This window comes from Pontibacter liquoris (assembly GCF_022758235.1).
GTDB lineage: Bacteria > Bacteroidota > Bacteroidia > Cytophagales > Hymenobacteraceae > Pontibacter > Pontibacter liquoris.
In genome coordinates this window covers 2,734,819-2,755,589 of record NZ_JALEBG010000001.1, presented here as the reverse complement: position 1 = coordinate 2,755,589, position 20,771 = coordinate 2,734,819, and the positions used below count along the sequence as shown (strand labels likewise).

The 20,771-nt window shown below is 50.8% G+C and carries 11 protein-coding genes; 5 read left to right on the top strand and 6 right to left on the bottom strand.

Annotation, left to right across the window (positions count from 1 at the left end; translation table 11 throughout):
* The first annotated feature begins 674 nt into the window (after positions 1-674).
* Positions 675-3,221 carry a DNA ligase D gene (gene ligD, locus LWL52_RS11440; protein ID WP_242919917.1) on the top strand — a complete coding sequence of 849 codons (2,547 nt, stop codon included), beginning with the start codon at positions 675-677 and terminating at the stop codon, positions 3,219-3,221.
* A gap of 182 nt (positions 3,222-3,403) precedes the next feature.
* Entirely contained in the window at positions 3,404-5,167 is a 1,764-nt protein-coding gene (locus tag LWL52_RS11435) for a chloride channel protein (protein WP_242919915.1), read from the top strand.
* A 46-nt stretch (positions 5,168-5,213) separates the two neighbouring features.
* Here the strand turns inward: LWL52_RS11435 and LWL52_RS11430 are convergent, their stop codons facing one another.
* The 5 genes from LWL52_RS11430 to LWL52_RS11410 all read right to left on the bottom strand — a co-directional run bounded on the left by LWL52_RS11430 (position 5,214) and on the right by LWL52_RS11410 (position 9,329).
* A complete protein-coding gene (locus LWL52_RS11430) occupies positions 5,214-5,612 on the bottom strand; it encodes a response regulator (RefSeq protein ID WP_242919913.1) in 399 nt (132 codons plus the stop codon).
* Positions 5,605-7,065: a sensor histidine kinase gene (locus tag LWL52_RS11425; protein ID WP_242919910.1), complete on the bottom strand. Its 1,461-nt coding sequence runs from the start codon at positions 7,063-7,065 to the stop codon at positions 5,605-5,607. Before LWL52_RS11425 ends, LWL52_RS11430 begins: the two co-directional genes overlap by 8 nt.
* Positions 7,066-7,321: 256 nt before the next feature.
* A complete protein-coding gene (locus LWL52_RS11420) occupies positions 7,322-8,086 on the bottom strand; it encodes a LytR/AlgR family response regulator transcription factor (RefSeq protein WP_242919908.1) in 765 nt (254 codons plus the stop codon).
* Between the two features lie 2 nt (positions 8,087-8,088).
* Complete coding sequence (locus tag LWL52_RS11415; RefSeq protein WP_242919906.1) at positions 8,089-9,123, bottom strand: sensor histidine kinase; 1,035 nt, start codon at positions 9,121-9,123, stop codon at positions 8,089-8,091.
* Positions 9,124-9,173: 50 nt separating this feature from the next.
* Positions 9,174-9,329 (bottom strand): hypothetical protein, encoded by a 156-nt coding sequence (locus LWL52_RS11410; protein WP_242919904.1) that lies wholly within the window; start codon positions 9,327-9,329, stop codon positions 9,174-9,176.
* A 94-nt stretch (positions 9,330-9,423) separates the two neighbouring features.
* Here LWL52_RS11410 and LWL52_RS11405 point away from each other — a divergent pair, with 94 nt between their 5' ends.
* A complete protein-coding gene (locus LWL52_RS11405; protein WP_242919902.1) occupies positions 9,424-11,856 on the top strand; it encodes a TonB-dependent receptor in 2,433 nt (810 codons plus the stop codon).
* A 117-nt stretch (positions 11,857-11,973) separates the two neighbouring features.
* On the opposite strand, the gene LWL52_RS11400 is transcribed toward LWL52_RS11405, so the two are convergent.
* Positions 11,974-12,189, bottom strand: a complete 216-nt coding sequence (locus LWL52_RS11400) for a Sec-independent protein translocase subunit TatA/TatB (RefSeq protein WP_242919900.1) — start codon at positions 12,187-12,189, stop codon at positions 11,974-11,976.
* A gap of 745 nt (positions 12,190-12,934) precedes the next feature.
* On the opposite strand from LWL52_RS11400, the gene LWL52_RS11395 reads away from it, so the two are divergent.
* Positions 12,935-15,766, top strand: a complete 2,832-nt coding sequence (locus LWL52_RS11395) for a Kelch repeat-containing protein (protein WP_242919899.1) — start codon at positions 12,935-12,937, stop codon at positions 15,764-15,766.
* 414 nt (positions 15,767-16,180) lie between these two features.
* Positions 16,181-20,080 (top strand): malectin domain-containing carbohydrate-binding protein, encoded by a 3,900-nt coding sequence (locus tag LWL52_RS11390; protein ID WP_242919898.1) that lies wholly within the window; start codon positions 16,181-16,183, stop codon positions 20,078-20,080.
* Positions 20,081-20,771 lie beyond the last annotated feature (691 nt).

The following is a 20,771-nucleotide window of genomic DNA, read 5'->3' as shown; positions in this document are numbered from 1 at the left end:
AAATAGCTCTCGGGATCACGCATTTTATACTTCTCACAAGCGGCTTTAAATCCAAAAACGGGAAGAAAGTTTTGCGGCCCTACAAAATTTACCACCGCCTGTACTTAACAAAGCCAGCCGTTTACCTAATAGGCAGTCGGGGTTATGATATCCTTTCCGACTCCTATTTAAAAAACGCTGTATGTCTGGAAACAAACCATATTTCAGGTTGGAAGTATGTTCAACCCAAACTTACATGCCCGGCTTACCTGGTGAGCCGGGCATTTTTGTGCTCCTATGCTTTCAGGCAGGGCGAAGTCAAACGAAGTAGGCACTATTTCGTTTTAGAATTATCTGACGCAAAACCGGTAAAACGATGAAAATAATTTGGAACGCAGCCATGGGCTTCGGCCTGCTAAACATCCACCTTAAAATGTATAGCGCTACCCGGCAGTGCCCCCTGCACGCCTTCTGAATTGTAGTACTCCGTGCGGATCAGGTAGCACGTATCAGGACAGAGGACATAAAACAGGTTTTATGTGATGGATTTCCGGTGCCGGGAAAGGCTGAAAATAGCACAGGCAAGTATAAACCGGCGTCCTGAACAAGTATAAATCAGTTCTATTTCAGCCCATTCTATGCATCCCTCGTGCTAGGATGTCGTGCTACGTGATACGTAGAAAAAAGCAGAAACTATGACCTTAGAGAAGTATAACCAGAAACGCAATTTCAACCAGACGCCCGAGCCGCAAGGAAAAGAAACGCCTTCGCCCGGAAAACTGCGCTTTGTGGTGCACCGCCACCAGGCCAGCAAACTGCACTATGACTTCAGGCTGGAAATGGCCGGCGTGCTCAAAAGCTGGGCTGTGCCCAAAGGTCCTTCCCTGAACCCCTCGGATAAGCGCCTGGCGGTAGCCGTGGAAGATCATCCTTATGCTTATCGTACCTTTGAAGGCGATATTCCGGAAGGCAACTATGGCGCCGGCCACGTCGACATCTGGGACGAAGGTACCTACTATGCCGCTGAGACCGATAACCGGATAGAAGAGGAGAAACTGCTGCTGCAAGGTCTGGAAGAGGGAAGTATAAAGTTTGTACTGCAGGGCAACAAGCTGCAGGGCGAGTTCGCGCTCATCAAAATGAAAGGGCGGCAGGAGGATGCCTGGCTGCTGCTGAAGAAAGATGATGCGGCGGCCGTGCACGACCACTACGACAGCGAAGAACATCTGGGAAAAATAAAGACAGGCAAGAAGAAAGACAAGCCGGCAAAAAAAACGGCCACGGCCTCTGAAAAGAATAAGACCCGGTCAGCTCCGGATAAGATGCCTCATCATATCAAGCCTATGATGGCCAAGCTCACCGATGCCCCTTTTGACAACGAAGACTGGCTGTTTGAAATAAAATGGGACGGCTACCGGGCGGTGGCCGAAGTGCAGGGCGGCAAAGTGGACCTGTATTCGCGCAGCGGCAAATCCTATGAAGACAAGTATAAGCCCGTGACAGATGGACTGGCGCAGCTGGGGCACGATGCGGTGCTGGATGGCGAAATTGTGGTGCTGAACAAGGAAGGTTATGCCACGTTCCAGCAGTTGCAAAACTACCAGAACACGCCCACCGAGCATCTATACTACTATGTGTTCGATCTGCTGTTCCTGGATGGCGAGGATTTGCGCGAACTGCCTTTGCGTGAGCGTAAAAAACGCCTGCAGCAAATTCTGGTAGATCTGCCTGCCGTCCGCTACTCTGAGCATGTGGAGGCGCGGGGCGTCGCGTTCTTTAAAGAGGCGCAGCACAAGAATATCGAGGGCATTATGGCCAAGCTGGCTACCAGCCCCTACCGCACAGGCAAGCGCAGCACGGAGTGGCTCAAAATAAAAACCCACCTGCGGCAGGAAGTCGTGATCGGCGGGTTTACCGAGCCCAAAGGCAAACGCAAGCATATCGGCGCCCTGATCCTGGGTGTATACGAAAAAGGAAAGTTCACGTACGTGGGGCAGAGCGGAAGCGGCTTTAACACGAAATCCCTGGCGGCGCTAAAGGCAAAGCTGGACCCGCTCGTGCAGCAGGATTCGCCCTTTTCAGGCAAGGTGAAACCAAATGCGCCGGCTACCTGGGTAAAACCACAGCTGGTAGCCGAGATCTCCTTTGCCGAATGGACCTCGGACGGGCTGATGCGGCAGGCAATTTTCGAAGGCTTGCGCGAAGATAAAAAGGCTCGGGACGTGGTGCGCGAAACTGCCGAACATACTGAACAGGCTATGGCAGAAGCCACGAAAGCACCTGTTACACCAAAAAAAGCAAAAAACAGCACAATGGCAAAAGCGAAAAAGCAGGAGGATGCGCCTGAAAATGTACTGGAACTGGACGGCCAGCAGGTGCCACTTACCAGCCTGGATAAGCTTTACTGGCCTGAGGAGGGTTATACCAAGCAGGACCTGATCACCTATTACCAAAGTATAGCCGACACGTTGCTGCCTTATTTAAAGGACCGGCCGGAGTCGCTGCTGCGCCACCCCAATGGTATTGACCAGGCAGGCTTTTTCCAGAAAAACGCCATCCACACGCCCGACTGGGTACGGAAAGTGCCCTTGCGGGCCGAATCGACGGGCGAGGAAGTGGAATACATTGTCTGCGATAATAAGGCGACGCTGGCCTACCTTAACAACCTGGGCTGCATCCAGCTCAACCCCTGGAACTCGCGGGTAGCTAACCTGGAGCACCCCGATTATATGGTCATCGACCTGGACCCCGGCGAGAACACCTACGATGAAGTGGTGGAAACGGCGCTGGCTACCAAAGCGGTGCTCGACAAAGCCGGCGCAAGCTGCTTCTGTAAAACCTCCGGCGCTACGGGCATGCACCTTTATGTGCCGCTCGGGGCTAAATACCCGTTTGAGCAGGTGCGGAACTTTGCCCACCTGGTAGTGCAGCAGGTGCATGCGCAGTTGCCCCAGCTTACAAGTCTGGAGCGCAGCCCCAAAGAGCGCCGCAAACAGGTATACCTCGATTATCTGCAGAACTCCATTGGGCAGACGGTGGCAGCGCCCTATTGTGTGCGGCCCCGGCCGGGCGCCACTGTGTCCACGCCATTGCAGTGGAAAGAAGTAAAGCCAGGCCTTGATCCAAAGGATTTTACGATAAAGAACGTGCCGGCCCGCCTCAAGAAGCTGGGCGATATTTTTAAGGATGTTCTGGGGAAAGGGATCGACCTGACCGCCTGCCAGCAAAAGCTGCAAGCCTGATGCGGAATAACTACGAAGCACCTGGCGGCTTACAATTAGTAAGCCGCCAGGGCCGCTGCAATTTTTTATATCTAAGTATGATTATATTTTAATAAATTAGTTTCAGGCGTTTAGCGCCTGGCCCAAAGTAAAAATCATTACATTCGCCTGACGATAGCAATAGCATTCTCTGCAGAGGCCTTATGAGCAGACTAAACCGATACCAACTTGCTTTTTTTAAATGGCGCCGGCGGCAGAGTAATAACCGCATTTTACCGTTTGGGCTAAGTGTGGTGGTGGGCATCGTTGTCGGGCTTTCGGCTATCCTGATCAAAACGATCATCTTTTACTTTGAGCAGTACGCCGTATACTTTGCGCCCAAGCTGTTATACTTCCTGCTGCCCCTGATCGGCTTTCTGCTGGTGACGTTTCTTAACCGGACGGTTTTCAGCAAAACGGCTTATTTCAGCGGTACCCGCAATGTGATCGAGGCGATCGAAAAGAAATCGTCTGTCATTAAGTTCAGGCTGATCTACTCCAAGTTCATCACTACGGGGCTCACCATTGGCTTTGGCGGTAGCTCGGGTGTGGAGGCGGCCATTATCACCAACGGGGCTGCCGTGGGCTCCAACCTGGGTCGCTTTTTGGGGCTGGGCTACCGGCTGCGGACCCTGCTTATTGGCTGCGGCGTGGCGGCTGGCATCTCGGCGGTCTATAACGCGCCGATGGGAGGCTTTATCTTCGCGCTCGAAACCATCCTTCCGGAGTTCACGCCTACCTTGCTCATCCCGCTGCTGGTCGCCGCGGCCACGGGTAAGATCCTCTTCGAGTTCATCATGGGCTCGCACCTGCGCTTCCAGGTGCCGCTCACCGACTTTGCCTATGAGCAGATTCCGCTCGTGATTCTGCTCGGCGTGCTGGGCATGCTCGTTTCAAATTACCTGCTGCGCACCTATAGTTTTTGCTTCCGTTATTTTTCCAAGATCAAAAACGATTACCTGCGTGCGCTGGCGGGCGGACTGGCACTGGGCAGCATCATCTTTCTGCTGCCGCCCATGTATGGCGAAGGGTATGTAAGCATTGATGCGCTGCTCAATTCAGAGGAGCAGTCGTTGTTCTTTAATTCCCCGTTGGCGGCCCTGCCCAGCACGGTGTGGCTTAACCTGACCTTTTTTCTGCTGATCACGCTGGCAAAGCCGCTGAGCACGGGCATTTGCGTAAACTCCGGCGGCGAAGGGGGCTATTTTGCGCCTTCCATCATTACGGGCGGCTTTCTGGGGTACTTCTTTTACAAAGTGATGGTGCTGCTCTTCCCATTCTACGGGTTAAACCAGGCTACCTACATGTTCCTGGGCATGGCCAGCATCTTTGCCTGCATTATGAATGCCCCGGTAACGGCGATATTCCTTGTAGCCGAGATCACCCAGAGTTACCAGCTGTTTGTACCGCTGATGCTGGTTTGCGCTGTTTCATACTTCCTCAAATATTACATCGAGAACCTGCGCAACGTGGAGCAGCCTAAAGCCCAGGGCAAGGCTTTCCGGGTAGATCGCATCCTGCTTAACCAGCTTAGTATCCGGCAGCTGGTGGATGGTGATAACGAGCCGGTTACGATAGACGCCACATTTCGCTCCGTGGTGGAGCATTTCTCCCGTTCCGACAAGGATGTGTTGCAGGTACTCGATGGAGCAGGTAATTTAAAAGGGATTATTTCACTCAATGATATCCGCAAGCGCCTGGGAAAGACGTCAGATTATGATGTGATCCATGCCCGCGACCTGATGCAGCCCGCCCCTGTAACGGTAGGCCTGGATGAGCCTGCAGCAGAAGTGCTTGATAAGTTCGATGAATACAAGCTGTGGACCCTGCCGGTAGTGCAGGGAAATAAGTTTAAAGGCTTTATCTCCAAAAACAGGCTCCTGACACAATACCGCACCGAGCTGACCCGCGTGAACCGCTTCTTTTAAAGTGAAACGGTGGCCGCGCAGGTATAAACCTGCTGCAGGCTACAACTCAGTCTAGCTTTTTAAGTTTCCGGATCGCTCCCTCGTCTAAGGGCTTTTGCAGAAAATCGGTGACCAGTTTATACTCTGTCGCTCGTTTAATTTCCTGTTCGTCTACCGACGAAGTCAGGATAAGCACCTCCACCTGGCCCAGCAGCTGTTGTTCGTAGGGCAGGAGCGCTTCCAGCATATCCCAGCCACTCATAACGGGCATGTTCAGGTCAAGTAAAATAAGCTGGGGCAAGGGCTCCGCCGACGTGCCGTCCATACTTTGGGTAAGCACCATAAGGGCCTCTTTGGCACTACTGAAGGTGCTATATTCGGAGGCAATTTGCTCCATGGCCAGGATCGCTTCTGTCAGAAAGATGCTCACCGCATCGTCATCTACTATAAAGATCTTCTTAAACATGCGCCGGCAAGTATACGCTGAAGGTGGTGCCTACATGCAGGGCGCTTTCGACTGATACGTTGCCGCCTAGTGCCTCTGCCTGTGTTTTAACCATAAAAAGACCAATGCCTTTCCCCGGGGTGTGCAGATGAAACCGCTTATATAACTTAAAAAGCTGATCCTCCACTGCTGCCATCTCCATACCCAGCCCATTGTCGCTCACGGTTAATACGTAGCCTTGGGAGTCTTTTTCAGCGGAAAGAATGAGTTGCAGCGGCCGATCAGGGGAGCGGAATTTTATAGCATTGGAAACCAGATTATACAGGATACTGTAGAGATACGCCTTGCTGGAAGGCAGCGCCAGGGTGGGGGCCACTGCCAGGGTTACCTGTGCCTGCAGCGCCTGGAGCCTGGACTCGAAACTATACAGCACTTCCTGGCACACCTGCAACAGATTTACGTCTTCCTGGGAGGGGTGGCAATTATTATCGCGAAGCGAAAGAACCTGGTTAAGGTCTTTGATGACCGTATCGAGCTGCTGGATGGACGTTTCCACCTTGGCAAGGCATTGGTCATAAACAGGCGCCTGCTTGTCGAGTTTCTTTAGCAGTCGGGCCAAGCCTAGGGCATTGGCGACAGGTGCCCGCAGGTTATGCGAAATGACATAAGTAAACTGCTGCAGGTCAATGTTTTGCTTGAGCAGTTCTTCGGCCAGTTTTTTCTGCTCAGCCGCGGCCGCTTTCTTTTCTGTGATGTCTTTGGCTATGCCCTGCACGCCTTCCACAACTCCACGGAAGTATACCGGCATCAACGAAACGGATATGTATTTTTTTATGCCCTTCGCATCTATGATCCTGGTTTCCAGGTTATTTGCTTCTCCGGACAGGGCTTTTGTAAATGCCTCTTCAGCTCCCTGAAGATCCTGCGGGAGCAGGAAGCGGGTAAAAGAGCTGCCGATAACCGCCTCCTCCGGGTATCCTGTAAGCTTGGAGATATGTTTGTTTACCCGCTGAAAGCAGCCGTCAGGTTGTAAGGTGAAAACAGTATCCGGGTGTTCAAAGAACAGCGACTGGTAATAGGCCTGCTGATGTTCTTTCACAAATTCAGCTTCGATCTTTTCCGTAATATCCTTTGCATTGCTCACAATACCCTGCACATCTTCATCATCCACCAGATACGTGATGGAACACTGCAGCCAGCGCCAGTTGCCTGCTTTGTTCCGGAAACGGAAAGGAGGGATCTGCAAGGGTTTTTCGCCGCTAACGGATTCAAAAGCAGCCATTGCCGGGGCAATATCGTCGGGGTGGATGTAATCAAAAGCGCTTTTACCCAGCAGCTCTTCAGCATCAAAGCCCAATATGGCTTTCACGGAGTTCCCGACATAGCGGTATACGCCATCGCAACCGATTACTGAAAACATGTCGTTGCTGTTGCGGACGATAGAACTGTAAAATTTTGGCGAAAGTAGGGTCATAAACCTTAACGTGTGGCACGATCAGCAAGCTGAACAATGCTAAAGCATCTCCATGTAATGTTAGAAATAAGTACTAAACCAGCATTATTCTAATCAGTGGAAACGCTGATCAGAACCCCAATATACAGGAATAAGAACATATACGGCAGATTATGGAAAAGAAACCAAAAGTTGTTGGTTTTGTAGGAGGGGCAACCTTCGATAATACAAAAAAGTTCGGGTCTGGAGAAAGATTATGTCCTGGTTAAGTCAGGTACTACCTGTCCAGCCACTGCTTGAACAGGGCCGCCCGGCTGCTGCTAACGATGACATCCTCTGTTACAGAAGGGGTTAGTCCCAGCCAAAGCCTGCCTTTAAAGTATGTGCGAACGTCCTGCACTGCATCAATGTGCACCATTAGCTGGCGGTTTGCCCTGAAAAAAGCAGCGGGGTCTAATTGCCCCTCCAGTTGGTCGAGTGTCTGGTTAATGATAAAGCGCTTTTTATCAAAGGTTACCAGAAATACCACGCCCTCCTCTGCCCAAAAGTAAGCCACCTCTTTTACTGGTATGGCTTTGATAGAATGGCCACTTTTGACCATAAAACGGGAGCGGTAGTCGGAGTGTGCGGGCCGCACAGCCTGCACCAGGTGCTGCAGGTTTCCGAGCTCTTGCGCCACATGCAGGCTTTTGAGGTCCTCATACTTCTGGATGGCCCGGGCTACTTCTTCTGGTTTGGTAGGTTTCAGCAAATAATCCACACTGTGTACCCTGAAAGCCTCGATGGCATACTGGTTATAGGCGGTGGTAAAAATAACGGGACATTTGACTGCTACCTGGCGGAAGATCTCAAAGCTGTTGCCGTCCGATAGATGGATGTCGCAGAAGATCAGATCGGGCGTCTGGTTTAGCAGGAGCCAGGTGGCAGCCTCTTCCACCGACCCAAGTATGGCCAGCAGCTCAGTAGCCGGGCGCAGCTTTTTTACCATTTCCGCCAGCGCTTCGGCAGCCAGCTGCTCATCTTCGATTACGACAATTTTCATACTTATTCAACTTTTAGTAAAGGCAGGCGCACGATAAAGGCAGCATCCGTTTGCTCGACCTGTACCTGCTGGTCAGTCAGGAACTTATACCTGTTGGCGATATTCTGCAAACCGATTTTTGTAGTGCTTTCAGGGTGGAGGCGCGGCTGCAGGGTGTTTTCTACCACCAGGTAATCTGCGGCGGTATAGATCCGGATCTTCAACGGCCGGGTGGTCGTAGCGCCGTTGTGCTTTACGGCATTTTCGAGCAGCATCTGCACGGCGGTGGGGACCAGCTGCAACGAAAGCACTTCGGGCGGTACGGTTACCTCAAAGGCTATACTTTCGCCAAAGCGGGTTTTTATCAGGTAAAGGTAGGCGTTTGCCAGTTCCAGTTCTTTTTGCAGGGGCACCAGTTCTTTGCCGCCACTATCGAGCAGAGCACGGTATACATCGGCCAACTGGCCCAGAAACCGGGCAGCCAGGTCTTGGTTCTTGTAAATGAGCGAGCTCAGGATGTTGAGGCTGTTGAAGAGAAAATGCGGGTTTACCTGGCTTTTAAGAGCTTCGAGCTGGGCTTTAAAGTTCTCTTTCTGCAACTGCTCCGTTCGCAGAAACTCTTCCTGCAGCTGCTTTTGCTGGCGTTGGCGCTCCACAAAATAATAGAAGAACAAGGAAATAATGGCCCCTACCACAAAGCCAAGCCGTGCCCGGAGCGGCAGGATCTCTACATTGGGCATCACCAGGAAAGTAGGGAGATAAACGCATAAAAGGCAAAGAAGCAGGCTCAGCACAATCACCGTGGCGGCCTCGGCAAGCGGGTTGGCAAATGCGGGCAACTTCGGGAAAGGGTTGGCGCTAAAGAAGCGGGAAATTTTTTCGTGCAGCCAGAACGTAGTCAGCAGAAATAGGAAAACCAACAGCAGCTCTTTCACAATACCCGTGTTCATCAGCCAGATGGTACCCAGATTGATGAAAACGAAAGTATAGTAAAAGAAGATGGCCATGATAGCCGCCAACGCTATCTTTTTTAGGAAAGTAGTATGAAAAGCTTTCATTTCCGGGTATGTGGGCTTGCCATCGGTTTATACTTGCTGTAAGCTACCAGCTATGCAATATAGTAATTGTCTTCATCAGGAGTAGTATAATGTTCCGGGGCTGCCTCGTACCGGCAGGAGAGCCGCTCGCCAGGTAAGCTCCTGTCTTTCTCTTTCTTTTTCATCCTGCTTTTATCCCGGTTCACGGCACGCAGGTCCCGCTTCATCAGAACTTCATTTCATAGGCTTTCAGCGCATGGCACCTTTGTTTCACGCAAGCAGCGCAACTAACCAAAACAACCATATTTAAACCATGATCCTATGAAATTATATTGTTTACTTCTGATCGTAATGCTGACTGGTTGGACCGGTACAGCTTTTGCGCAAACCACCGGCATGCTGACCGGTGCCATTACCGATACAAAGGGCCAGCCACTGGGCTTTGTAAATGTGGCGGTGGTGGATGCCGCCTCCGCTGCGGTTATTACCGGAACGATTGCCGACCTGGAAGGCCAGTTTCAGATCAAAACCCCGACGCCGGGCAAGTACCTGCTAAAATTAACATTCCTGGGCTATTCGCCTTTGCAGACAGCCCCTTTTGAGGTAGCTGGGGATAAGGATAGCAAAGACTTCGGTACCCTGGTGCTTCAGGAGGACGCGCAGGTATTGCAGGAAGTAACGGTGCAGGCCATGCGCCCCACGGTTGTAACCGAAGCTGGTAAAACAGTGGTGAGCGTGGAAGGCACGGCGCTGGCAGGCGGAAGCACGGCTTTGGAAGTACTCACCAAAGCGCCGGGCGTGTGGGTGGACCAGGAGGGCAACATCAAACTGAATGGCAAAGCCGGTGTGCAGCTCATGATCGACGGCAAAAGCACCTACCTGTCGGGTAAGGAACTGCAGAACCTGCTGCAGAGCATGTCAGCCGAAAATGTGAAAGACCTCGAGATCATTGCCAATCCCTCGGCCCGGTATGACGCTGAAGGCGCTTCGGGTATGATCAATATCAACCTTAAAAAGAATGCCCTGCCCGGTATGAATGGCAGCGTACGCGTCGGATACCAGTACAGCGAGCTGCACGGCTATACTGCCGGGGCAGACCTGAACTATCAGCACGGGAAATGGAGCTCCTCTGGCAGCCTGGACCTGGCAAAACGCACCCAGTATCGCCTAAACGACATGCAGCGCCTGTTTCACGATAGTGAAGAAAGCCACCTGATACAGGACATACACCAGGAAGGCACGCGCCTGGTGCCTACGCTTCGACTGGGCACTGATTACGAAGCAAACAGCAAGCACAGTTTCGGGGTGATGGTCAACCTGTCTGATGCCCGCAACCGCGATAACATCCGGACAGCTTCTTACCTGCGCAGCAACCAGCCCGCGACCGATCTATTTGTTAAAGCCAGGAATACCTCCGAAGCAAAGTATAAAAATGGCACCCTGAACCTGCATTACCTGGGCAAGCTGGACACGGTGGGGACTTTGCTTTCGGCAGACCTGGATTACGTGCGGCTCAGCAGCTACGATGAATCGAGTTTTGAAAACCAGTACGATAGCTTGGGCAATGCATCGCCGGTTATACTTGCCCGGTTACTTACGCTCAACCCCACCAGCTACGACATTTACGCTGCCAAAACAGATTTTACCAAAGCCCTTGGCCGGGCCAGCAAACTGGAACTGGGCGCAAAGGCAAGCCGGGTGATCTCGGATAACGAAGTACGGTTCTATGAAGTGGCGGATGCATCGCGACAGCTGGATGAGCGCCGTAGTAACCACTTTATCTATAAAGAGAACATTCTGGCTGCCTATGCCAATTACACGGCAAGCCTTGGTGAAAAATGGCGCCTGCAGGCAGGCCTGCGTGCCGAGCAGACGGCTACAAGGGGCCATTCTCTTACCCTGAACCAGGTAACAGAACGGAACTACCTGGATTTGTTCCCCAGCCTGTTTTTGCAGCAACAAGTAAGCGCGGCGTACCAGATCAGTTACAGCTACAGCCGCCGGATCAACCGCCCACAGTATGAGGCATTGAACCCGTTCTTCTTTTACCTTGATCCCTACACCGTAGCCGTGGGTAACCCCCAGTTAAAGCCGCAATATGCCACTACCCTCGAAGTGACGCAGGTGCTGCACCAGGCCTACAACCTAACGCTGGGCTATGCGGCAACCAAAGATTTTATATTTGAAGTGCCGGTACAGGATAAGGCAAGGAATACCACCATGTTCCAGCAGCAGAACGTCGATCATGCCACCAGCCTGTATGCAACGTTGGTAGCGCCCATTACCGTGCTGCCGCAATGGCAGATGAACAACAACGCCACGGTCTCTTACCAGCGTTTTGAAGATGTGCTGGACGGGCAGCGCCAGAAGAATGAGCAGGTAACTTTTATGGCACAATCGAACCAGCAGGTGCAGCTACCCAGCCAGGTCCGGCTGGAGCTAAAAGCCGCTTACCAGGGACCCGTTGTGTACGGCTTGTACCGCATGCAAAGCAACTGGAGCTTGGATGCGGGCCTGAAGCGCTCGTTTATGCAGGACAAACTGGATGTAAGCCTGAGCGTAACCGATATTTTCCGTACCAGGCGCGTTAAAGGGGATACGGCCGTAAACGGCACCTCTATTACTTCCAGCCAGTACACCGGTTCTCAGAGTTTCAGGGTGGGCCTTCGGTATAAGTTTAGCAGGGGCAGCCAGTTTGAGGCCAGAAAGCGCGACGTGAGCTTAGAGGAGTTGAACCGGGCCAGCGGCAAGTAAATTAGCCTGTGCTGCTATATTGCCCTTTTTGTCATACTTGAAATATTCTGTACATCAAAAAAGCCACTCCGGAAGAGTGGCTTTTTTGATCTTAGGCAGAGCTAAAATAAGGAATATCTATTTTACGGTTTTCTCGTCGTCTTTGGCGGCAGTCGTGATCTCACTCGACACCTCTTTGGCGGCATTTTTGAACTCGTTAATACCCTTACCTAAGCCTCTTGCCAGCTCAGGAATACGCTTGGCTCCAAAGAGCAGCAGGATAACGACAAGGATTAAGAGAATCTCTGAACCTCCCAGGTCTCCTATAAAAGCTAGAATGTTGGTGATAACCATGACTTTAAAATTTAAATGAACCGCTACAAATGTATGTGGAAATAAAATGAAATGCTGCAAAAAAAATCACCTTTTAAATTCAGGACCGAAGAAGAAAAAAGTAAGAGTGCTGGTTGCCAATCCGGAATGTCAAGAATGTGATATGTTATTGGCAGTCATCTGCTTATCTTTTTGAACCTACTCCCCAGTTAGATATACTCCCCAAACTTGGTGGCATAGCTTTGCCGCTATAACAGCCGTGCGGGCTTCTGAGTTCAGTGGCTTGGCACCTGGTATCGTTTCGTTGCCGGTGCGGCGGTTGCTAACAGGTGCTATAGATAGAAAAGAAGCAGCCTCTTTCGTCCTGCCTGGCGAGCGTCCGCATCCTTAAATGTTTTTAAAATGAGCTGGTATTATGCAGCGCGCAGGCAAAGCAAATTGAACGTAAAATGATGTTCACATTTAAAAAATAACCTTTCACCCTTAGCTAAGGTATATCGGGGAATTAAAGCAGCCATTTATGTTAAAACAGTATTGTTAAAAGCCGCCTTTGGCGTTTTACGCCGTATTATTTAAGACCAGTCTTAAGTATAAATAATTACATAAAACAGAATACTCTCAAGCTTATCCATCATTGCCTTATAACGAGTGAAAATAGCGTATGAAAAAAAATTTACGACAGCACACAAGTGTAGCAGATAGCAGAAAGCCTTCCTTTTTAGCTACACAGCGCCCTGTACGGCTCTTACTCCTACTTTTTACCTTTTTGTCATTGATTAGTGTTACCGCTGTAGCAGGCACTGCGCCCGTTTTTGAGAAGAGCGCCTATATCCTGAGCATTTCCGACAATGCCGCTATCGGGGCAAGCGTGGGCAAAGTAGCCGCCGCTGACCCGGACGGGAGTGCGGTAACGTATGCGCTCACGGCCGGCAATACCAACAGCACTTTTAATTTAAATAGCAGTACAGGTACCCTTGCGGTGGCAAAGCGCCTGAACCATCATTACCAGGATCGCTTTTCTTTAACGATAAAAGCAACCGATGCCGAAGGTCTTTCCAGCACCGCAACTGCTGTGATCACGGTTACTGCCGGAACGCAGATAGCGGATTTCACAAGTATAACGTGGGGGACGGCGGCCAGTCAGCCCATTGGTACCCACGAGGTGCATGGCGAGACGGTGAATGGGAAGCTCTACATCTTTGGCGGGTATGATGTGCTGAAACAGCCCAGCTGGACGCCTACCAAGCGGGCGTATGTGTATGATCCTGCCACCAATACCTGGAGCCCGATTGCGGACTTGCCGCATTTGCCAAAAGGAACCGATTTTGGAGGCATCACCCACGAAGGACTGGCCACCGATGGCACTGATATTTATTTGGCCGGGGGCTATACTTCCAATTCTAGCGGCACAGGGCAGGTATTTGGTACCAAACAGGTTTACCGCTACAATGTAGGCAGCAACACCTATACCCGCTTACCTGACCTGCCAAAAGAACTGGCAGCCGGCCAGATGCAATACCTGAAAGGCAAACTGCATTATGCCGGCGGCGCCAATTTGTCGCGCAGCGATATTGCAGAGCATTATGTGCTGGACCTCGACAACCTGGGAGCGGGCTGGAAAGCGGCTGCTCCCCTGGCTAACCCCCGTAACCACCCGGGCTCGGCGGTTTTCGAAGGCAAGATGTATTATATAGGCGGAGCACACCACCAGGATGACAACACCGTGACCCAGGCAACGGTGGAAAGGTATGATCCGGAGACAGACTCCTGGACGTATGTCGCTTCCATGCCGACCGGGCTGGATCATATTTCCTCGTCAGTTATCGTGTTGGGAAACCGCATTCTGGTGCTGGGTGGGGAAACATCGCATAACGTGAAGACTAGCCAGGTGCTGGCATATTCTGCTGCCAGCAACTCCTGGGCAAAGCTAACACCGCTCCCTGCCACAACTTCGGCCGGTGTGGCCGCTGCCGTGAATGGGGTTATTTATTACACTGGAGGAAATTTTTCCAAAACAAACCGCAAAGGCCAGCCGGCAGGAACCACGACAAGCCAGCAGGTGGCCAGCCTGACGCTTATTAATGCCGATAACAACCAAGACCTGCAAACGCTGACAAACGGCGCCACGCTGAACCTGGCCACCTTGCCAACAAAGAACTTTAACATCCGGGCGAACACCAATCCGGCTACTGTGGGCAGTGTTAGTTTCCAGCTATCCGGTGCGCAAACAAAGTCCGTGACGGAAAGTATTGCCCCTTATGCCTTCTATGGCGATGACAACAACGGGGATTATTATGCCTGGACGCCTGCCTTAGGTAACTATACTATAAAAGCAACGCCTTATACTGCTTCAAAAGGCTCTGGAACGGCAGGCACCGCGCTGACAGTGACCTTTTCGGTAGTGAACCAGGCATCGGCGCTTGTCTCGAACGTATCGGCCAGCAGTGGCAGGAGCTATAAAGTAGCTGATCTGGCGGTGGGAGCCTTGCCGTATACCGACCGCACCTATACTATTACCTCGGTGCCTTCTTCCTTAACAGGCGCCACCCTGGTGCTGACGGCCAACGATGACAAGAAAAGCACCAGTTCTGCCTTGCTCACCTTCGACCTGTCAGAAACAGCTACAATTTATGTAGCCTATGATCCGCGGGGCACGGCGCTGCCTTCCTGGCTTTCGGGCTGGACGAAGCTCTCAGATAAAATCGGGATCAATGATTCCAAGATCAGCGCCATGAATCTCTATAGCAAGAGCTTCGCAGCTGGCAAGGTTACGCTGGGTGGCAACCTGGCCAGCCCGGCGGCCGGTGCTGAAAACAACTACTTTGTGGTAGCCAAACCAGCTCCGGTTGCTGCTGCAACCCTTATTTCGAATGTAGCGGCGACCAGCGGTAAGAGCTACAAGGTAGCCGATCTGGCGGTGGGCGCGCTGATGTACACGGACCGTACTTATAAGATCACGTCGGTGCCTTCTACTTTAACAGGTGCTACGCTGATCCAGACAGCCAACGACGACAAGAAAAGCACCAGCACTTCGCTGCTCTCTTTTGATCTTTCTGAAGCAGCAACGGTGTATGTGGCCTATGATCCCCGCGCAACAGCGCTGCCTACCTGGCTTTCGGGCTGGACAAAGCTTGCCGATAAACTGGGCGTAGATGATTCGCAGATCAGTGCTATGAACTTATATAGCAAGAGCTTTGCCGCTGGTAAAGTCACCCTGGGTGGTAACCTGGCTAGCCCGGCGGCCGGTTCCCAAACAAATTACCTGGTTGTGGCAAAGGCTTCATCACAGGGGCTTGCTGCAACGCAAACGATAGCAAGGGAGCAGCCGCATACAGACATAAAACTGCAAGTATTCCCTAACCCGACGGCCGGAGATAAGCTTTATGTGGAACTAGAAAACTTCGCAGCACAGGAGGCTATTGTGGTTACCCTGGTTGACGTAGTCGGACGTTCTTTATTGTCGCAGACCATTATTGCCAATGCACAGGGCAGGGCAACAGCAGAAATCCTGACGAGCACCTCCCTGAAGCAGGGCATTTACCTGATCAACGCGCAGGCTGCTTCGGGCAATCTGCAATCAAAAATAATAGTACAATAAATTTGGTAACAGGAGAGGGCTATGACACGTACCTCTCCTGAAATTAAATATATAAATAAAGCTAAGTATAGAACAGCATGATACTACGTATAAAGCCAGATCGGAAACAAAAGTTAAAAAATCACAGGTCTTCGGATTGTATTTAGCGTATATAAACTTTACAAGTCGCCCGACGGCATACGCAACAGGTACAGTTCCAACAGAATCAAAAGGGTATAACAAGGCAGAACCTTATTTCAGACCACACTCTCACTAATTATACTTCATCAGATAAAATACACGGGGGAATACCTCGTTCAAGCATTGCATCAGGATTTCGGAATCACTAAAACAAAATGACTACCTATGTCACATAATTATACTACTAGTACAATAAAGCTCAGGTTCTTAATGGCGGTACTTGCAGGCTTTATCATGAGTATCCAGCTATTTTCACTTGCCTTCGCTTCACCTGCCCTTGCAGCCAAACGAAGTGTAAGTGCTGCCCGTTTCGCTACGACCACGCTTGTCTCGAACGTATCGGCCACTAGTGGCAGGAGCTATAAAATAGCTGATCTGGCGGTGGGCGCCTTGCCGTATACCGACCGCACCTATACTATTACCTCGGTGCCTTCTTCCTTTGCCGGTGCCACCCTGGTGCAGACGGCCAACGATGACAAGAAAAGCACCAGTTCTGCCTTGCTCACCTTCGACCTGTCAGAAACAGCTACGATTTATGTAGCATATGATCCGCGGGGCACGGCGCTGCCTTCCTGGCTTTCCGGCTGGACGAAGCTCGCGGATAAAATCGGGATCAATGATTCCAAGATCAGCGCGATGAATCTCTATAGCAAGAGCTTCGCAGCTGGCAAGGTTACCTTGGGTGGCAACCTGGCCAGCCCGGCGGCCGGTGCTGAAAACAACTACTTTGTGGTAGCCAAACCAGCTCCGGTTGCTGCTGCAACCCTTATTTCGAATGTAGCCGCGACCAGTGGCAAGAGCTACAAGGTTGCCGATCTGGCGGTGGGCGCGCTGATGTACACGGACCGTACTTACAAGATCACGTCGGTGCCTTCTACTTTAACAGGCGCTACGCTGATCCAGACTGCCAACGACGACAAGAAAAGCACCAGCACTTCGCTGCTCTCTTTTGATCTTTCTGAAGCAGCAACGGTGTATGTGGCCTATGATCCCCGTGCAACGGCGCTGCCTACCTGGCTTTCGGGGTGGACAAAGCTTGCCGACCAGCTGGGCGTAGAGGACTCGCAAATCAGTGCCATGAACCTGTACAGCAAGAGCTTTGCCGCTGGGAAAGTCACCCTGGGTGGCAACCTGGCCAGCCCGGCTGCCGGGGCTCAAACAAATTACCTCGTTGTAGCTAAGCAAAGTACTACTACACCTCCGCCTACCTCGCAAGATGTGATGGTAAACTTCCAGCTATCCACATCAGCAACACCAACAGGCTACCTAGCCGATATCGGCAAGTCGTTTGATACAAGTAGAGGATATGGCTGGATTGATGCTTCCACCAAACAGCCCAAAGATATGACGAGCGGCATGCGCGAGCGCTCCGGTACAACGGATGTGCGTCTCAGAACACTTGCCCAAATGCAGGATACTAAAATCGGGCAGTCAATTTGGGAATATGCCGTGCCAAATGGCTATTATAGTGTAGCGGTGAGCGCCGGCGACCTCAGTTACCTGGACAGCAAGCACCAGGTGAACGTGGAAGGCGTAGCGGCGATCTCGGGCTTCGTACCTACTTCTTCAGAGAAATTCCGCTCCGGTAGTGTGATCGTGGAAGTGACCGATGGCAAACTGACGATCGATGCAAACGGTGGAACCAATACCAAGCTGAACTATGCCCTGATCAGCCCTTCTTCAGCAGCAGGCGATGTGACGCCGCCTGTCGTTTCGGTTAAGTTTACGGGAACACAACAGTCTGCCGGCGTGTACCGCGACGAAGTGCAGGTTTCGGTAGAGGCATCCGATAATGGTGGTTCTGGCCTGGCCTCGGTACAATACAGCCTGAACGGTGGCTCCTATACAACTTATTCTTCCCCAATTAAGATCAGCACGATCGGCAACTATACGGTCCGTGCCCGAGCAACTGACGGAAGTGGCAATGTAACGACAACGGATACCTATAACTTCAGCGTAGCCGAGGGGACCACGACCAACACGTATATGTTCGTCGAAAACTATGATAAATTCCCCGGACTGGACGAAATGACCTTTTCACTTATCCAGACGCCCTGGAGACGTTTAAAAGATGATGGTACCTATACGCCGTATAATAGCAACCACAATCAGGTAAAACTGCGGATCCATAACAAAGGCAAAGGCACCCTTGTGCTTAGCAACCTGGTGCTCTCTAACAGCAGTGCCTGGAAGATCGTCTCGCTTAACAGCACCGACTACAATGCCTCCTCTTCCTTGCCGGTATCGGTAAGCTCCGGCACGTATGCTGAGGCCGTAGTGGAATTTATTGCCAAAGATGCCGCTACCCGTGTGAAGGTGCTCACAGATACACTTTCCATTTATTCGAATGATGATTTTGCCCCTTACAAAAAGGTAGTATTGCGCGGCCTGTGGCAGAAAGCAGGGGAGGGTAATAGTGAGCCTTACGCGCAGGAGATCATCAATGCATTTGGCTTTAAAACAAAGACGGGCTTTAACCACGATGACGGTACAATCGACGGGGAAACCATCGTGCCCAATTCGGATGAAATCCTATCTTCCTTCTTTGTGCGAGTAGACCCAAGTAAACCGGTAGATGTGAAGCAGATGGCCGCCTATCATAACTGCTGTTCCAATACAGAGCGGTTCCAGTGGTATGATAAAGGCTCCACAACCCTGGTGACGCTCTTTACCCATAACTCTCTGGACGGGCAATCCTTGCTTCCGCGTAAAAGTGGCTCTACTACTGCTTTGGCGCAGGGGACTTTTAGCCCTTCCGGCAGTTTCGGAATGAAAGTAGGATCGGCTTATTCTGACAGAACCAGGAACTCGGAGGGCAAGATTGGCATGCGTATCTGGAAGGCACGCGATAACAAAGGCAACATCATCCCCAATGCATATATTATCGGAGGGGATTACCTGGGTACTTCCTACACCAACTATGATTACCAGGATAACATTTATTATATCAGCAATGTGAAGCCGGCGGATGGGCCTGCCTATACTTCAGAGTTAGCAGCTGCGCCATCGGATGTAGATTTTGCCGGGGTGCTGCTAGGAAGTAGCAAAACTCTAAGCGTGAAGCTGAGCAACCTGGGGCAAACGTATGTCAGTGGCAGCGATCCGGCTATCCAGATCAAGTCTATCGAACTGGCAGGGCCTGATGCCAATGAGTTCTCTGCTACCATGCCTGCTACAACGTCCCTCGCTGTACAGACCTCAACGACCATGTCCGTTAAGTTTACTCCAAAAAGCTTGGGGATCAAGAATGCAGCCGTGCTGGTATACTATGATAATGCCGCCTCGCCGCTCCGCATTCCGCTTTACGGCATTGCCAACGATAACAGCACGACCATCTCTGCTATAAAACGAATCAAAGGCGCTGCAGATAACAGTGTGACGATCGGGGGCAAAGTATGGGAAGCCGACATTGATTACCGCAAAGGCTCTATTAAGTTGGATGCGCAGGTCGTGAAAACGCCGATAGCAGCCACAGATGACGATGTGTTATACCAGACCTATCTATCGGCAGCAACCGATCTGGCAGAAACACGCTACGATATTCCGTTGCCTAATGGAAACTATATGGTGCGGGTACACTTTGTGGAAAATTTCTTCTCTTCCACAGGCGCACGCGTGTTCAACACTACTATCGAAAATTCGCTGCGCCTGGCAAACTTCGATATTTACCGGGAAGTAGGGTATAGAGCTGCATTGGTTCATGATTTCGATGTGAGTGTAACGGACGGCGTGCTTAACTTCAAATTCAATCCAACGGCAAACCGGGTAGCAGTAGCTGCTGTCGAGATCTTCAAAGCATCCGCTGCCTCCGCGCTGGCAACTTCACAGAGCCAGTTGATGACCCAGGAATCAGGCTTTGATGCGAATGGCCGTTCGCTGCGCCTCTATCCAAACCCCAACACAGGAGACAAGGTCATGGCAGAATTGCATGGTTTTGGCCCTCATGAAATGGTTTCAATATCCATGCATGATGTTTCGGGGCGCCAGGTACAGGTGCGAAGTATAGAAACGGATGCAAATGGTGTGGCTACCATAGAAATGCCGATCACAGGCAATATCCAGCGTGGTATCTACTTGTTAAAAGCGACGTCGGCTTCCGGGCAGGCGCAAGGCAAACTGATAGTAGCACATTAAGGCTTGATACAAATAAAAAAGGGGGCTCCATTGCTGGAGCCCCCTTTTTTATTTGTGCCACTATTTACCTTTCTCATTTTGTGTACTTTAGGTAACAGAGAGTATGGGACCCATTGTTATACTTTACTTGTTTCCTGACAGAAGGCAAAGCCTGCCGGATGGCTTTTTTCTGTTCTCCGGCTTTCCCCTGCTCCCTGTTTAACAGCTGTCGCCAACAATCTATGTTTATACTTCGAAGTTATACGTGTAATTATAGCTGATAAGCTGTTGGTTGTCTGTCTGTTGTATTTTTATTAAGATAAAAATACAATTTTAGCCAACAACATTTAATTGTACATCGTTAATGTAGCGTTACCCCGAAAACAGGCTTAAAAGCGCTGATAAACAGGTAACTCAAAATTAGTGATTTTAAATATTTGGCTAACAATATAGAAGGATGATTGCGGATGAGATATTGGAATAATTATCTATGAATATCCCGGGCCACTGTCTAAAAAGGAGGGATTGAATCACCCGGTTAGCTTAAAGAGCATTTATAAATAAAATTTTAAATAACTGTATAAAATTAAACCACATTCCGCTAAAATGTTCGTATTGTAAACTTACAGTCTTATACTAATTGAGCTGTTAGCCGCACTAAAATAATAGAATGTAGCTATAAGTAAGTTGATAGGGGTAACTGCATTTCTTA